Source organism: Paraburkholderia sp. 22099 (assembly GCF_052045835.1).
Taxonomy (GTDB): Bacteria; Pseudomonadota; Gammaproteobacteria; order Burkholderiales; family Burkholderiaceae; genus Paraburkholderia; species Paraburkholderia terricola.
The window spans coordinates 72,267-87,745 of sequence record NZ_JBQEPU010000022.1 but is presented as its reverse complement, the minus strand read 5'-3'; the positions used below and the strand labels follow the sequence as shown (position 1 = coordinate 87,745).

Annotated in this window: 16 protein-coding genes; 14 read left to right on the top strand and 2 right to left on the bottom strand. The window is 66.0% G+C overall.

From position 1 onward, the window contains the following. Positions 1-47 precede the first annotated feature (47 nt). The gene (locus ACTJLC_RS21165) at positions 48-776 is read right to left on the bottom strand and encodes a YebC/PmpR family DNA-binding transcriptional regulator (RefSeq protein ID WP_073429535.1); all 729 of its coding nucleotides are present in this window, start codon (positions 774-776) and stop codon (positions 48-50) included. Positions 777-1,293: 517 nt separating this feature from the next. On the opposite strand from ACTJLC_RS21165, the gene ACTJLC_RS21160 reads away from it, so the two are divergent. Further along, positions 1,294-1,512: a type II toxin-antitoxin system HicA family toxin gene (locus ACTJLC_RS21160; RefSeq protein WP_327083066.1), complete on the top strand. Its 219-nt coding sequence runs from the start codon at positions 1,294-1,296 to the stop codon at positions 1,510-1,512. A 68-nt stretch (positions 1,513-1,580) separates the two neighbouring features. Next, the gene (locus ACTJLC_RS21155; protein ID WP_073429537.1) at positions 1,581-2,003 is read left to right on the top strand and encodes a type II toxin-antitoxin system HicB family antitoxin; all 423 of its coding nucleotides are present in this window, start codon (positions 1,581-1,583) and stop codon (positions 2,001-2,003) included. Positions 2,004-2,066: 63 nt separating this feature from the next. Here the strand turns inward: ACTJLC_RS21155 and upp are convergent, their stop codons facing one another. Further along, a complete protein-coding gene (gene upp / locus ACTJLC_RS21150) occupies positions 2,067-2,717 on the bottom strand; it encodes a uracil phosphoribosyltransferase (RefSeq protein ID WP_073429538.1) in 651 nt (216 codons plus the stop codon). A 237-nt stretch (positions 2,718-2,954) separates the two neighbouring features. Between upp and ACTJLC_RS21145 the strand changes: the two genes are divergently transcribed. The 12 genes from ACTJLC_RS21145 (at position 2,955) to ACTJLC_RS21090 (ending at position 15,374) form a co-directional block, all read left to right on the top strand. After that, positions 2,955-3,734 carry an SDR family oxidoreductase gene (locus ACTJLC_RS21145; RefSeq protein WP_073429539.1) on the top strand — a complete coding sequence of 260 codons (780 nt, stop codon included), beginning with the start codon at positions 2,955-2,957 and terminating at the stop codon, positions 3,732-3,734. Positions 3,735-3,839: 105 nt separating this feature from the next. Continuing rightward, a complete protein-coding gene (locus ACTJLC_RS21140; RefSeq protein WP_073429540.1) occupies positions 3,840-4,229 on the top strand; it encodes a methylglyoxal synthase in 390 nt (129 codons plus the stop codon). Positions 4,230-4,289: 60 nt separating this feature from the next. After that, positions 4,290-5,264 carry a quinone oxidoreductase family protein gene (locus ACTJLC_RS21135; protein ID WP_073429592.1) on the top strand — a complete coding sequence of 325 codons (975 nt, stop codon included), beginning with the start codon at positions 4,290-4,292 and terminating at the stop codon, positions 5,262-5,264. 164 nt (positions 5,265-5,428) lie between these two features. Further along, positions 5,429-5,542 carry a potassium ABC transporter ATPase gene (locus ACTJLC_RS21130; RefSeq protein WP_073429541.1) on the top strand — a complete coding sequence of 38 codons (114 nt, stop codon included), beginning with the start codon at positions 5,429-5,431 and terminating at the stop codon, positions 5,540-5,542. Further along, positions 5,539-5,631, top strand: a complete 93-nt coding sequence (gene kdpF, locus ACTJLC_RS21125) for a K(+)-transporting ATPase subunit F (RefSeq protein ID WP_073429542.1) — start codon at positions 5,539-5,541, stop codon at positions 5,629-5,631. The genes ACTJLC_RS21130 and kdpF overlap by 4 nt, the downstream gene beginning before the upstream one ends. Then, complete coding sequence (gene kdpA, locus ACTJLC_RS21120; protein WP_073429543.1) at positions 5,628-7,481, top strand: potassium-transporting ATPase subunit KdpA; 1,854 nt, start codon at positions 5,628-5,630, stop codon at positions 7,479-7,481. The genes kdpF and kdpA overlap by 4 nt, the downstream gene beginning before the upstream one ends. A gap of 60 nt (positions 7,482-7,541) precedes the next feature. Further along, on the top strand, positions 7,542-9,638 hold the full coding sequence (gene kdpB / locus ACTJLC_RS21115) for a potassium-transporting ATPase subunit KdpB (protein WP_073429593.1): 2,097 nt from the start codon (positions 7,542-7,544) through the stop codon (positions 9,636-9,638). 15 nt (positions 9,639-9,653) lie between these two features. Next, on the top strand, positions 9,654-10,232 hold the full coding sequence (gene kdpC / locus ACTJLC_RS21110) for a potassium-transporting ATPase subunit KdpC (RefSeq protein ID WP_073429544.1): 579 nt from the start codon (positions 9,654-9,656) through the stop codon (positions 10,230-10,232). 184 nt (positions 10,233-10,416) lie between these two features. Continuing rightward, complete coding sequence (locus ACTJLC_RS21105) at positions 10,417-13,344, top strand: DUF4118 domain-containing protein (RefSeq protein ID WP_440845026.1); 2,928 nt, start codon at positions 10,417-10,419, stop codon at positions 13,342-13,344. After that, entirely contained in the window at positions 13,337-14,035 is a 699-nt protein-coding gene (kdpE, locus tag ACTJLC_RS21100) for a two-component system response regulator KdpE (protein WP_073429546.1), read from the top strand. The genes ACTJLC_RS21105 and kdpE overlap by 8 nt, the downstream gene beginning before the upstream one ends. Positions 14,036-14,152: 117 nt before the next feature. Then, on the top strand, positions 14,153-14,473 hold the full coding sequence (gene sugE, locus ACTJLC_RS21095) for a quaternary ammonium compound efflux SMR transporter SugE (RefSeq protein ID WP_073429547.1): 321 nt from the start codon (positions 14,153-14,155) through the stop codon (positions 14,471-14,473). Between the two features lie 289 nt (positions 14,474-14,762). Further along, complete coding sequence (locus ACTJLC_RS21090) at positions 14,763-15,374, top strand: DUF4126 domain-containing protein (RefSeq protein WP_073429548.1); 612 nt, start codon at positions 14,763-14,765, stop codon at positions 15,372-15,374. The last annotated feature ends 105 nt before the right edge of the window (positions 15,375-15,479 follow it).

Genomic DNA, 15,479 nt, shown 5'->3' with positions numbered 1-15,479 from the left:
GGCGCGGTGTTCGGTGCGAACTCGCGCCGCGCGCCGCGGGGGCGCGCTCATTCGTCGGCGATGGCGGCGTTTGTATAGACTTCCTGCACGTCGTCCAGATTCTCCAGCGCGTCGAGCAGCTTCTGCATTTTCACTGCGTCGTCGCCGGTGAATTCGACTTCCGTTTGAGGTTTCATCGTGACCTCGGCCAGCTCGGCCTTGAAGCCCGCGGCTTCGAGCGCGGTCTTCACCTTCGGGAAATCGTTCGGCGGGCACAGCACTTCGATACTGCCGTCGTCGTTCGTGACGACGTCGTCGGCGCCGGCTTCGAGCGCGGCTTCCATCAGCTTGTCTTCAGCCGTGCCGGGCGCGAACAGGAACTGGCCGACGTGATCGAACATGAACGACACCGAGCCGTCCGTGCCCATGTTGCCGCCGTTCTTCGAGAACGCGTGACGCACTTCGGCCACCGTGCGCGTGCGGTTATCGGTCATCGTATCGACGATGACCGCCGCGCCGCCGATGCCGTAGCCTTCGTAGCGGATTTCCTCGTAGCTTGCGCCGTCCACGCCGCCCACGCCGCGCTGGATCGCGCGGTTGACGTTGTCTTTGGGCATGTTGGCGTCGTACGCCTTTTCGACGGCGAGCCGCAGACGCGGGTTCGAGTCGATGTCGCCGCCGCCCATGCGCGCCGCGACCTGAATTTCCTTGATGAGCCGCGTCCAGACCTTGCCGCGCTTGGCATCGGCCGCTGCTTTTTTATGCTTGATGTTGGCCCACTTCGAATGACCCGCCATACCTTTCTCCGTCGCGCGCGCCAGCGGGGCGCACGCATTGTGCAATTGTCGTTGCGATGCCGGCCGCTTGCGCGTGCGAATCGCGGTCTTGCGCCTCGAGGTCGGACCCGCCCCATGCCGGACCGCCTGGCTGCCCGATGTCAGTCTGGTTTTAGACCTGTCAGCTTGATCACGCCCGGCCGGCCCCGGCTCACGGGACAGAAAGTCGGCAGCGCGGTTGGGGTTGGGACGAGGCGTGCGGCCAGCGCACGGCTGAGTGCCGCTCCAACCGCGCCGGTTACCACAGGCTCCGCGTAAAGGCGCGACGCGCGAGGCGCGGGTGCCAATGGTGCAAGCGGGCGGTGCAAGTTGAGCCGCTCCTTGAGCGGATTCGAATTTTATCACGCCGATGGGGCGTGGCAGAGGGGCGCGTGGCGGGAAAGTGCGCGGAAAGCAGGCGGCAGCGGCTCGTCGGCGCACATGGACCTGGCCAAGCGGGTTTTTCAGGCGGCCGCAGGCGCTTCGTTTATAAACATTTATGCTTGTAATTGGCGCTGTGTTCACGGACACAGGAGGGCCGGTGAAGCAAAGCGAGTTCAGACGTTGGCTCGCTGACCAGGGAGCGACTTTCCAGCAAGGCAGCAAGCATTTGAAGGTGTATCTGAACGGTCGGCAGACCACGCTGCCGAGGCATCCCGCTCATGAGATATCGGAGCCGCTTCGTCAAGCAATTCTCAAACAACTGAAATGCAAATAGAGGCAAGCCCCGCGAGGGGCTTCGTCACCACCCGAGCCTTTCCCTTACGCACCACCGGAGATTGACCTATGTTTCGCTATCCCGCACGCATCGAACCGGATGAAGGCGGTTTTACCGTGTCTTTTCGTGACATTCCCGAGGCGCTGACCAGCGGCGGCACACTTGAGGAAGCGCGTGAAATGGCGGCCGACGCGCTGGCGACCGCGATGGATTTCTACTTCGAAGACAAACGCCCGGTGCCGTTGCCGTCAAAGGCGCGGCGCGGCGAAACGCTGATCGAATTGCCTGCCAGCCTGGCCGCAAAGGTGCTGCTGCTCAACGAGATGCTGGCGCAAAAAGTGTCGCCTGCCGAACTCGCCAGGCGCCTTCACACGCGTTCGCAGGACATCCAGCGTGTGATCGACCTCGGTCACGCGACCAAGATCGACACGATCGCGGCGGCGCTCGCCGCACTGGGAAAGCGACTCGAGTTGTCGATCGTTCCGGCCTGACACGCACATGCCCGGCGGCAACGGCGATTGCCGCCCGCCGCCGCCCCTTCTTTCAACCCGCCTTCAGTTCTTCGTCCCGAACAGCCGGTCCCCCGCATCGCCGAGACCCGGCACGATATACGCGTGCTCGTTCAGATGCGAATCGAGCGAAGCCACATACAGCTTGACGTCCGGGTGCGCGTTCTGGAACACCTGCACGCCTTCGGGCGCGGCTACCAGCGCGAGGAACAGAATGTTCTCGCCGGCCACGTTGCGGCGCTTGAGCACGTCCACCGCGTGCACGGCCGAGTAGCCGGTCGCGACCATCGGATCGCACAGAATGAACACGCGGTCTTCGAGATCCGGCAGGCGCACCAGATATTCGACCGGCCGGTGATCCGCGGCGCGATATACGCCGATGTGCCCCACGCGCGCCGACGGCACCAGTTCCAGCAAGCCGTCCGACATGCCGATGCCGGCCCGCAGCACCGGCACGATCGCCAGTTTCTTGCCGGCGATCACCGGGGCGTCGATCTCGACGAGCGGCGTGGTCAGGCGCCGCGTGGTCATCGGCAGGTTGCGGGTGATCTCGTAGCCCATCAACAGCGTGATCTCGCGCAGCAGTTCGCGGAACGTGCGGGTGGAGGTGTCCCGGTCGCGCATGTGTGACAGCTTGTGCTGGATCAGCGGGTGATCGAGGATGAAAAGATTGGGGAAACGGCTGTCCTGAGTCATGGCGGGGGCGCGAGCGGCGGCTAGAGGGATCGGTTCGGCGCGTCAGCACGGCCGGAAACCGGCGAGATGCGCGCGCCACGGCGCAAGTTTACCGAAAGAGTGCCGCCCGAAGATACCGGAGATTGCAGCGGCCCGGCGCAATCGGGCACCGATTCTTCTAGAATCGGGGGAGACTTCGCCGCGCCAGGCTCGCGCAGCCCCGCCGTCGCGCCAGAACTTCGCCACAAGGAAACACACATGGACATGGGAATCGCAGGACGCACCGCGCTGGTTTGCGCGGCCAGCAAGGGACTCGGGCGCGGCTGCGCGGAAGCGCTCGCCGCCGAAGGCGTCAACCTGACGATCGTCGCGCGCACCGCCGAGACGCTGGAGGCGACCGCCGCCGAGATTCGCCGGCAAAGCGGCGTGGAAGTGCACACGGTGGCGTGCGACATCACCACGCCCGAAGGCCGCGCCGCGGCGCTCGCCGCCTGTCCGCAACCGGACATCCTCGTCAATAATGCGGGCGGGCCGCCGCCGGGCGACTTCCGCGACTTCTCGCACGAGGACTGGATCCGCGCGCTGGAGAGCAACATGCTCACGCCGATCGAACTGATCCGCGCGACCATCGACTCGATGAGCGCGCGCGGTTATGGGCGCATCGTCAACATCACGAGTTCGGCGGTGAAGGCGCCGATCGACGTGCTGGGTTTGTCGAACGGCGCGCGTTCGGGGCTGACCGGCTTCGTCGCCGGACTCGCGCGCAAGGTGGCGCCCACCGGCGTCACGATCAACAACCTGCTGCCCGGTCTGTTCGACACCGACCGCATCGCCGTCACGTTCGATGCGCAAGCCAGAGCGCAAAACATCTCCGTCGAGGAAGCGCGCCGGCAGCGCATGAAAACGATCCCCGCCGGCCGTTTCGGCAATCGCGATGAATTCGGCCGCGCCTGCGCGTTCCTGTGCAGCGTGCATGCCGGCTACATCACCGGGCAAAACTGGCTGATCGACGGCGGCGCGTATCCGGGCACGTTCTAACCGGCACGTTCCGCGGCGGCGGCCTTACGCTCACCCTCACCCTCACCCTCACCCTCACGCTCACTACAACAACGACAACCACCACGGTTTCAGGAGTCTTACGTCATGACCACCCGCATTGCGCTGATCGCGCACGATCACAAGAAGGACGACATCGTCAAGCTGGCCGGCGAATACGTCGATACGCTCGGGCGCTGCGACATCATCGCGACCGGCACGACCGGCTCGCGCATCGCCGAGGCGCACGGCCTGACGGTCGAGCGCATGTTGTCGGGCCCGCATGGCGGCGATCTGCAGATCGGCGCGCAACTCGCGGAAGGGCGCGTGAACATGGTGATCTTTCTGCGCGATCCGATGACGCCGCAACCGCACGAGCCCGACATCAACGCGCTGGTGCGCGCGTGCGACGTGCACAACATTCCCTGCGCGACCAATATTTCGACCGCGCGCATGATTCTCGACGTGCTGACCTTGCGCCTGACGCAGCAGGTATGAGAACGCGCGCTTGCGCAATCCCGATCCAGGCCGAACCAGACCAGACATCCAGGAGACATGATGAGCAAAGCAATCCGATTCGATAAAACCGGCGGCCCCGAGGTGATGAAATGGGTCGACGTGGAAGTAGGCGAGCCGGGCGCGGGCGAGATCCGCATCAGGCAGACGGCGGTCGGGCTGAACTACATCGACGTGTATTTCCGCACGGGTCTGTATCCGTTGCCGCTGCCCGGCGGTCTCGGCATGGAGGCGGCCGGTGAAGTGACCGCGGTCGGCTCGGGCGTGAGCGGTCTGAAAGCGGGCGATCGCGTCGCCTATGTCGCGCGGCCGCCCGGCGCCTACGCGCAGGAGCGCGTGCTGTCGGCGGCGCAGGTGATCAAGCTGCCCGACGCATTGAGCGACGAGCAGGCGGCCTCGGTGATGCTGCAAGGCTTGACCGCACAATATCTGCTGCGCCGGACCTATCCGGTGAAAGCCGGCGACACGATCCTGATCCAGGCCGCGGCGGGCGGCGTCGGCCTGCTGGTTTGCCAGTGGGCGAAGGCGCTCGGCGCGACGGTGATCGGCACGGTCGGCTCCGACGAAAAAGCCGAGATCGCGAAGGCGCACGGCTGCGATCACGCGATCGTCTACACGCGCGAGAACTTCACGAAGCGGGTGCGCGAGATCACCAACGGCGCGGGCGTGCCGGTGGTGTACGACTCCATCGGCAAGGATACGTTTACGGCTTCGCTCGACTGCCTCGCGCCGCTCGGCATGTTCGTGAGCTTCGGCAATGCCTCGGGACCGTTGCCGCCGATCGATTCATCGGAATTCGCCGGACGCGGCTCGCTGTTCTTCACGCGCCCGACGCTCTTTTCCTATATCGCGAAGCGCAGCGATTACGAGGCGATGTCAGCCGAGCTGTTCGACGTGCTGGTGTCGGGCAAGGTCAAGACGAGCATCAATCAGCGTTACGCGCTGACGGACGTCGGCCGTGCGCACGCCGATCTCGAAGGGCGCCGCACCACGGGTTCGACTATTCTGCTGCCGTAACACGCGCGAAACCAAGTCCAGCGTTTGAAAGGCCGTTCCATCCACGATGGAACGGCCTTTTCCGTTTACGCGATTTTTATACGCGCCACGCCATCTTTGACCGGCCCTTTACGCGCTTCGGCATAACGTTGCGTCCATCCGAAGTCCGTGAATGGGGAACAAAAATGGATGTGCTGTATGTCGGGGGCCTGGCGCTGTTCGCCGCGCTGACCTTTGCATTGATCGCGGGCTGCGAGAAGTTGATGCAGTTCCGTCGTGGACAGGGAGCGCGGTCATGAACTGGATGCTCTGGTTGTCGGGCGCGGCCACCGCGCTGCTGTTTATTTACCTGGTCTATGCGCTTCTGCGCGCGGAGGACATTGAATGAACTCGAACAATGTCCTGCAGGCCGGGTTTTTCATCGTCGTGCTGCTGGCGGCCGCGGTGCCGATGTCGCGCTATCTGAGCGCCGTGATGAACGCAAACCCGAACGCGAACCCGGACGGCAATTCCAACGGCAAGCCCAACGGCATCTCGCGTGTGCTTCGCATCGGCGCGCCGATCGAGCGCCTGCTGTATCGCCTCGCGGGCGTCGATCCGTCGACGGAAATGAGCTGGAAGCACTACGCGATCGCCACGATCGCGTTCAACGTGCTCGGCGTCGCGTTCCTGTACGCGCTGCTGCGCGTGCCAGCCTGGCTGCCGGGCAACCCGCAGCAGTTCGGCCCGATGACGGTCGACGGCGCGTTCAACACCGCGATCAGCTTCGTCACCAACACGAACTGGCAGGACTACACGCCGGAACAAACCGTCGGCTATCTGACGCAGATGCTCGGCCTGACCGTGCAGAACTTTTTCTCCGCGGCCACCGGCATCGTGGTGGTGATCGCGCTGATTCGCGGCTTCGCGCGTCACAGCGCGCAAACCATCGGCAACTTCTGGGTCGACCTGACACGCGTGACGCTTTACGTGTTGCTGCCGATGTCGCTGATCCTCGCGACGCTGCTGATGAGCCAGGGCGTGATCCAGAACTTCAAGGCCTACGAGGACGTGCCGACGCTGCAAACCACGAGCTACGCCGCGCCCCGCCTCGACGCCCAGGGCAACCCGATGAAGGACGCGAAGGGCAACCCGCTCACCGTCGATACGCCGGTCAAGACGCAGACCATCGCGATGGGTCCGGTCGCCTCGCAGGAAGCGATCAAGATGATCGGCACCAACGGCGGCGGCTTCTTCAACGGCAACTCCGCGCATCCGTTCGAAAACCCCACGCCGTTCTCGAACTTCCTGCAGATCTTCTCGATCCTGATCATCCCCGCCGGCCTGGCGCTGCTGTTCGGCCGCATGATCGGCGACCGCAGACAGGGTGTGGCCGTGCTCGCGGCGATGGCGATCGGTTTCGGCGTCTGCGTGTTCGGCGAGATCGGCGCGGAGCAGAGCGGCAATCCGGCGCTCGCCGCGTTGCACGTCGATCAGTCGGCGAGCGCGTTGCAGTCGGGCGGTAACGCCGAAGGCAAGGAAACGCGTTTCGGCATCGCGCAATCGGGCATCTTCACGGTGGCGACGACCGCGGCTTCGTGCGGCGCGGTCGCCAATACACACGACTCGCTGACGCCGATCGGCGGCCTCTATCCGATGCTGCTGATGCAACTCGGCGAAGTGATCTTCGGCGGCGTGGGTTCCGGCATGTACGGGATGCTCGTGTTCGCGCTGCTGGCGGTGTTCGTGGCGGGCCTGATGATCGGCCGCACGCCCGAATACGTCGGCAAGAAGATCGAGGCCTACGAGATGAAGATGGTGTCGATCGTCGTGCTGCTCACGCCGCTGCTGGTGCTCGTCGGCACCTCGATCGCGGTGCTGAGCGACGCGGGCAAGGCGGGCATTCTGAACCCCGGCGCGCATGGTTTCTCCGAGATCCTCTACGCGTTCAGCTCGGCCGCCAACAACAACGGCAGCGCGTTCGCGGGCCTCACCGTGGGCACGCCGTTCTACAACTGGCTCACCGCCATCGCGATGTGGTTCGGCCGCTTCGGCACGATCGTGCCGGTGCTGGCGATCGCCGGCTCGCTCGCCGCGAAGAAGCGCATCGGCGTGACGGGCGGCACCTTGCCCACGCATGGTCCGCTCTTCGTCGTGCTGTTGCTCGGCACGGTGCTGCTGGTCGGCGCGCTGACCTATGTGCCCGCGCTCGCGCTCGGACCTGGCGTCGAACATCTGATGATGATGGGCGCGCATTGAGCCCGGTGATGACGACAAGTGATCGAAAAGCGACGCGCCAACGGGAAATTCGAGGATTCAATGACTGAACATAACTCAACGCGGTCCATGTTCGACCCGGCGCTGTTGCGCCCGGCGATCGTGGACTCCTTCAGGAAGCTCACGCCGCGCACGCAGTTCCGCAATCCGGTGATGTTCTGCGTGTACGTCGGCAGCATTCTGACGACCATTCTGTGGCTCGCCGCGCTCGGCGGCCAGGCCGAGGCGCCCGCGGGCTTCATTCTCGCGGTCACGTTGTGGCTGTGGTTCACGGTGCTGTTCGCCAACTTCGCGGAGGCGCTCGCCGAAGGCCGTTCGAAGGCCCAGGCCGCGTCGCTGCGCAGCGCGAAGAAAGACGTGATGGCGAAGAAGCTCAACGAGCCGCATCCCAAGTCGCCGATCCGCATCGTGACCGCCTCCGATCTGCGCAAGGGCGACGTCGTGCTGGTCGAGACCGGCGACGTGATTCCGGCCGACGGCGAAGTGGTGGACGGCGTCGCGTCGGTGGACGAATCGGCGATCACGGGCGAATCCGCGCCGGTGATCCGCGAGTCGGGCGGCGATTTTTCGTCGGTGACGGGCGGCACGCGGGTGCTGTCGGACTGGATCGTGGTGCGCGTCACCGCGAATCCGGGCGAGGCGTTCCTCGACCGCATGATCGCGATGGTCGAGGGCGCGAAGCGTCAGAAGACGCCGAACGAAATCGCGCTGACCATCCTGCTGGTCGCGCTGACGATCGTGATGCTGCTCGCCACCGCCACGCTGCTGCCGTTCTCGATGTTCTCCGTCGAGGCTGCGCATCTGGGCAACTCCTCGGGTCACGTGGTGACGATCACGGCGCTCGTCGCGCTGCTCGTGTGTCTGATTCCGACCACCATCGGCGGACTGTTGTCGGCGATCGGCGTGGCCGGCATGAGCCGGATGATGCAGGCGAACGTGATCGCCACCTCGGGCCGCGCGGTGGAAGCGGCCGGCGACGTCGACGTGCTGCTGCTCGACAAGACCGGCACGATCACGCTCGGCAATCGCCAGGCCTCGCAGTTCGTGCCCGCGCCCGGTTTCACCGAGGAAGCGCTCGCGGACGCCGCGCAGCTTTCGTCGCTCGCGGATGAAACGCCGGAGGGCCGCAGCATCGTCGTGTTGGCGAAGCAGCGTTTCAACATCCGCCAACGCGACATGGCTTCGCTGCACGCGGTGTTTCTCGCGTTCACCGCGCAAACGCGGATGAGCGGCGTCGATCTCGTTGACCGCGAAATCCGCAAGGGCGCGGCCGATGCCGTGAAGCTCTACGTCGAGGCGAACGGCGGCCGTTTCCCGAACGAAGTCGGCAACGCGGTGGCCGACGTCGCGCGCCGCGGCAGCACGCCGCTCGTGGTCGCCGAGAAAGGCGAGCAGGGCGCGCGCGTGCTCGGCGTGATCGAACTGAAGGACGTGGTGAAGGGCGGCATCAAGGAGCGCTTCGCCGAACTGCGCAAGATGGGCATCAAGACCATCATGGTGACGGGCGACAACCGCCTGACCGCGGCGGCGATCGCCGCCGAAGCGGGCGTCGACGATTTCCTGGCCGAAGCCACGCCGGAAGCGAAGCTCGCGACGATCCGCGGGCACCAGGCCGAAGGGCGCCTCGTGGCGATGACCGGCGACGGCACCAACGACGCTCCGGCGCTCGCGCAAGCCGACGTCGCGGTGGCGATGAACACCGGCACGCAGGCTGCGAAGGAAGCCGGCAACATGGTCGACCTCGATTCGAATCCGACCAAGCTGATCGAGATCGTCGAGATCGGCAAGCAGATGCTGATGACGCGCGGCTCGCTCACCACGTTCTCGATCGCCAACGACATCGCCAAGTACTTCGCCATCATTCCGGCCGCGTTCGCCACGACCTATCCGGCGCTCAACGCGCTGAACGTGATGCATCTGGCGACGCCCGCCTCGGCGATCATGTCGGCGGTGATTTTCAACGCGCTGATCATCGTGCTGCTGATTCCGCTGGCGCTCAAGGGCGTGCGTTACCGCGCGCTCGGCGCGGCGATCCTGCTGCGCCGCAATCTGCTGATTTACGGTCTGGGCGGGATCATCGTGCCGTTCATCGGCATCAAGCTGATCGATATGGTGCTGGCCGCGTTCGGCTGGGTTTAAGAGGAATTGCCAATCATGAAAAATCTGTTCCGTCCGCTGATCGTGATCTTCGCGGTGCTCGCCGCGCTCACCGGACTCGCTTATCCCGCGTTGATCACCGCCGTCGGTCAGACGTTCTTCCACGCGCAGGCCAACGGCAGCCTGCTCGAACAGGACGGCAAGGTGGTCGGCTCGAAGCTGATCGGCCAGCAGTTCGACGCGCCGCAATACTTCTGGGGCCGGCTCTCGGCCACCAGCCCGATGCCTTACAACGCGCAAGGCTCGGGCGGCTCCAACCTCGGGCCGACCAACCCGGCGCTGATCGATGAAGTGAAAGGCCGCATCGACGCGTTGCAGGCCGCCGGCACCGATCTGTCCAGGCCGGTGCCGGTCGATCTGGTGACGTCCTCGGGCAGCGGTCTCGATCCCGAGATCAGCCCGGCTGCGGCGGCTTACCAGATCGAGCGCGTGGCGAAGGCGCGCAAGCTCGCGGCGAACGACGTGCAGGCGCTAGTGGATCGTTATACGAGCGGTCGTCAGTTCGGCATTTTTGGCGAGCCGCGCGTGAACGTGCTGCAACTGAACCTGGCGTTGGACGAGATGAAGCGCGGTTGAACGCAAGCGATGCCCGAAGGCGGCGGCTCACGCGCCCGCCTTTGTTTTTTGCATCGCCCGCATCGCGACGTTGTCATGCCGCCGGGTGTCGCCGTGTATCGCCGTGTATCGCCATTTGCGGCCGGCTCGCCGCCGTGCCACCATGCACACACCGCCGCTCGCCCAACTATGAAAACCATTGAGCATGAACCGCCCCGATCCTGACGAACTGCTCGACAAGCTGCAACGCGACGAAGAAAAACGTCAGCGCGGCAAGCTGAAGATTTTTTTCGGCGCGTCGGCGGGCGTCGGCAAGACCTATGCGATGTTGCAGGCCGCGCGCCGCCGTCACGATGAAGGCGCGGACGTGGTGGTGGGCATCGCCGAAACGCATGGCCGTGGCGAAACCGCCGCGCTGCTCGCGGGGCTCGACGTGCTGCCGCTCGCGCAGATCGACTATCGCGGCCGCACGCTCGGCGAGTTCGATCTCGACGCCGCGCTTGCGCGCAAGCCGCAACTGATACTCGTCGACGAACTCGCGCATTCGAACGTGCGGGGCGCGCGGCATCTGAAGCGTTGGCAGGACGTGTACGAACTGCTCGATGCGGGCATCGACGTCTACACGACGGTCAACGTGCAGCACCTCGAAAGCCTGAACGACGTGATCGGCCAGATCACCGGCATCCGTGTCTGGGAGACGGTGCCCGACCGCGTGTTCGATCGCGCCGACGAAGTCACGCTGGTCGACTTGCCCGCCGAGGAACTGCTCGACCGCATGCGCGACGGCAAGGTGTATTTGCCGCAGCAGGCCGAGCGCGCGGTGCGCAACTTCTTTCGCAAGGGCAATCTGATCGCGCTGCGCGAGCTGGCGCTGCGCCGCACCGCGGATCGCGTGGACGCGCAGATGCGGGAATATCGCGCCGACCGGTCGATCGAGCGCATCTGGCAGGCGCGCGAGCGCTTGCTGGTTTGCGTCGGGCCGGGCCCCGAAGCGCCGATGCTGGTGCGGGCGGCGGCGCGCCTCGCCGCCAGTCTCAAGGCCGACTGGATCGCGGTCTATGTGGAAACGCCCGCGCTGCAGCGCCTGCCCGACGCGCGCCGCGAACGCACGCTCAACGCGCTCAAGCTCGCGGCCGAACTCGGCGCCGAAACCGCGACGCTCGCGGCCGCCGACGCGGCCACCGCGCTGATCGGCTATGCGCAGGCTCGCAACGTGTCGAAGCTGGTGGCGGGCGCGTCGGTCCGCGCGGGCTGGCTGCGCCGATTGCGCCGGCCGTTCGGCGAGCGCATCGCCGAGCACGCGGGCGAACTCGATCTCACGCTGATCCGCGCGTCGTCCGAACGCGACGGCGGCGAGCAGCGCCGCCTGCTCACCACCACCGCGAACGCGTGGCGCGATGCGTTGAGCGTGGCGCGCGAACGCCGCTCGCCGCCGCGCGCCTATGGTTTCGCGCTGGCGATCTGCGCGGCCATCACGCTCCTGTCGAGCCAGTTGAGCGGCCATATCGATCTGACGAACCTCGTCATGCTGTACCTGCTCGGCGTGATCTTCACGGCGGTGAAGCTCGGACGCGGGCCGGGCGTGATGCAGTCGTTCATGAGCGTGGCCGCGTTCGATTTCTTCTTCGTGCCGCCGCGCATGTCGCTGTCGGTTTCCGATACGCAGTATCTGCTGACGTTCTTCGGCATGCTGCTCACCTCGCTCGTCATCAGCCATCTCACGTCGAGCCTGCGCCGCGAGGCGAGCGTCGCGCGCCGCCGCGAGCAGCGCACCGGCGCGATGTACGCGATGGCGCGCGAACTGGCCGCGGCGCTCACCACCGAGCAGATCGTCGAGATCGGCAGCCGGCATGTGAGCGAGGTGTTCGGCGCGCGCGTCGCGATGCTGTTGCCGGACAGCGCCGATAAAGTGAAGCAGAAGATCGAGGACCCCGACGCGGCGATGCTGCTCGACGGCGAGATGCTCGATAGCGACGTCGGCCAATGGGTCTACGATCAGCAGAAGCCGGCCGGGCATGGCACCGACACGCTGCCGGCCGCCGCCGCGCTGTACCTGCCGCTGAAGGCGCCGATGCGCACGCGCGGCGTGCTCGCGGTCGCGTTGCGCGACGAGCGCGAGCTGAACGTGCCCGAGCAGCAGCGCATGCTCGACGCGTTCGCCGCGCAGATCGCGCTGGCGCTGGAACGCGTGCATTACGTGGATATCGCGCGCGACGCGCTCGTCAACATGGAATCGGAGCGCTTGCGCAATTCGCTGCTGTCGGCGATCTCGCACGATCTGCGCACGCCGTTGACGACCATCGTCGGGTTCTCGTCGATGCTCGCTCAGTCGCGCGATACGCGTGCTGACGCCCACGCCGACACCGGCGCCGACACCAGGGCCGACGCCCGGCCCGACGACGATCTCGTCGAAGCGATCCACGAGGAAGCGCTGCGCATGACCGGCATCGTCACGAATCTGCTCGACATGGCCCGCTTGCAGGCCGGCAGCCTGCAATTGAATCAGCAGTGGACGCTGCTCGAGGAAACCGTGGGCGCCGCGCTGCGGGCGTGCAAACGCGTGCTGGCCGAGCATCCCGTGCAGGTCAAACTGGCCGCGGACTTGCCGCTGCTGCATCTCGACGCCGTGCTGATGGAGCGGCTGTTCTCGAACCTGTTCGAGAACGCGGCGAAATACACCCCGCCGCACACGCCGTTGACGATCGGCGCGCAGCGTCTCGACGCGGACGGCCAATCGTTCGTGCGCGTCACCGTCGACGATAACGGACCGGGCCTGCCCGCCGGCATGGAAGCGCGCGTGTTCGAGAAGTTTACGCGCGGCGAGAAGGAGTCGGCCAAGCCGGGCATCGGCCTCGGCCTCGCGATCTGCCGCGCGATCGTCGAAGCGCACGGCGGTACAATCGGCGCGCTCAACCGGATGTCGGCGGAGGGGCGCGTGGAAGGCGCGCGCTTCTGGTTCACGCTGCCGGTGGAAACGCCGCCCGACGCGCCCGACGTGCTGGACGTGCTGGACGATGAGGGCGCCGATCCGCTGAATGACGAAAGAGCCGATCGCTTCGCCGGTCCTCTCGCCGATCCGCTTGGCCACGACGACCCGACACTTCACCCGCATCCCAAGCCTACCCATGAGTGACCCCGGCATCACCGTCGTCCTGATCGAAGACGAAAAGCAGATTCGCCGTTTCGTGCGCAGCGCGCTGGAAGGCGAGGGCATCGTCGTGCACGACGCCGAAACCGGCAAGCAGGGTCTCGTGGAGGCCGCGACGCGCAAGCCCGATCTGGTGATCGTCGATCTCGGCCTGCCCGACACGGACGGCCTCGACGTGATCCGCGAACTGCGCGGCTGGAGCGAACTGCCGGTGATCGTGCTGTCGGCGCGCACCCAGGAGAGCGAAAAAGTCGCCGCGCTCGACGCCGGCGCGGACGACTACCTCACCAAGCCGTTCGGCGTGTCCGAATTGCTGGCGCGGATTCGGGCGCAGATGCGGCGGCGCAATCACGGCGGCGCGAACGAGTCGCCGCTGGTGCGCTTCGGCGCGGTCACCGTCGATCTGGCCTTGCGGCAAGTGAGCCGCGACGGCGTCGCCGTTCATCTCACGCCGATCGAATACCGCCTGCTCGCGACGCTGGTGCGCCACGCCGGCCGCGTGCTCACGCACCGGCAACTGCTGCGCGACGTGTGGGGGCCGTCGCATGTGGAGAGCCATCACTATTTGCGCATCTACATGGCGCATCTGCGCGGCAAGCTGGAGCGCGACCCGGCGCAGCCGGAGCATATCGTCACGGAAACGGGGGTTGGCTACCGGCTGGTCGGCACGGTCTGACCGACGGACGCGGGTCGCGACGGCATCGCGCCCCGTTTGCTAGAATTACGGACCGTAAGGACGACCTTACGCACATTCACAAACGGGGACGGCCCCATCTGACCAACGAGCTGTCTCATGTCCTGGATTCTTCTGTTGATCGCCGGTTTGCTTGAAGTCGCCTGGGCGGCCGGCCTCAAGAGTTCCGAAGGTTTCACCCGGCTCTGGCCGTCCGTGTTCACGATCGTGACCGCGCTCGGCAGCTTCGTGCTGCTCGCCCTGGCAATGCGCCAGTTGCCGCTCGGCACGGCCTACGCCGTCTGGACGGGCATCGGCGCGGTCGGCGCATTCATCTTCGGCATCGTGATGATGGGCGAGGCGTTGAGCGTCGCGCGCGTGGCCAGCGCGGCGCTGATCGTGGTCGGACTGATCGGGTTGAAGCTGTCGTCAGGGCATTGAGCCTCATTGCCCGCTCATTGGCCGCCTCGCTTCGTTGCCCGCTTCATTCCCCGATTCGTGCGGCGCACCCGTGCCCGCGCCGCCTGTGTCCCGCCGGATTGCGCCATTTGTTCGCCGCTCTGCGTTCTGCGAATTAACGTGGCTATAATGAGACTGAATCCAAACTGAATGTTGCCCGCGGCCTACGGGGCGCGGCCGGCTTGGCGCGGGTCTGACGACTTCGGCGCGGCGGCTCGTTCCGCCATGCTCGCCGAAGCGCCCGGCACGCACAGCGCGCCCGGAGGCGGCCATGCTTGAATCACTTTCGCTTGCGGCGGGCCTCTCGTGGGGCAGCGGCCTGCGCCTCTATCTGACGGTCCTGCTGGCCGGCGTGTTCGCCCGCCTCGGCCTCATCCATCTACCCGATACGCTGTCCGCGCTGTCCTCGCCGTGGGTGATCGGCGTGGCCGGCGTGCTGACGCTCACCGAATTTCTCGCCGACAAGATTCCCGCGTTCGATTCGTTGTGGGACGCGATCCATACGTTTATCCGCATTCCGGCCGGCGCCATGCTGGCGGCCGGCGCGCTCGGTCATGCCGATCCTGCGCTGCTGACGGTCGCCGCGCTCGCCGGCGGCACGCTGGCCGGCAGCGCGCATCTGGCGAAAGCGGGCACGCGCGCGCTGATCAATCTGTCGCCGGAACCGGTGTCGAATATCGTGACCTCCACCGCTGAAGACGGGCTCGTGTTCGGCGGCATGCTGCTCGCGCTGTTCGTGCCGCTCGTGTTTCTGGTGTTGATGGTGGGCTTCATCATCCTGGCCGGCTGGGCGTTGCCGCGCCTTTGGCGCGGCGTGCAGGGCGGTTTTCGCGGCATGGCGACGCATATGGTGTCGCGTTTGGCGAGGAGCAGGCACGATTGAGCGATACGGTAAGGACCGCGGCGGCGCGCGCCGCGTCTGCAGCGACGGGGACCGCGGACACGGCGCGCCGCTTCGGCGGCATGCATCTGTTGCGCCAGGCCATCC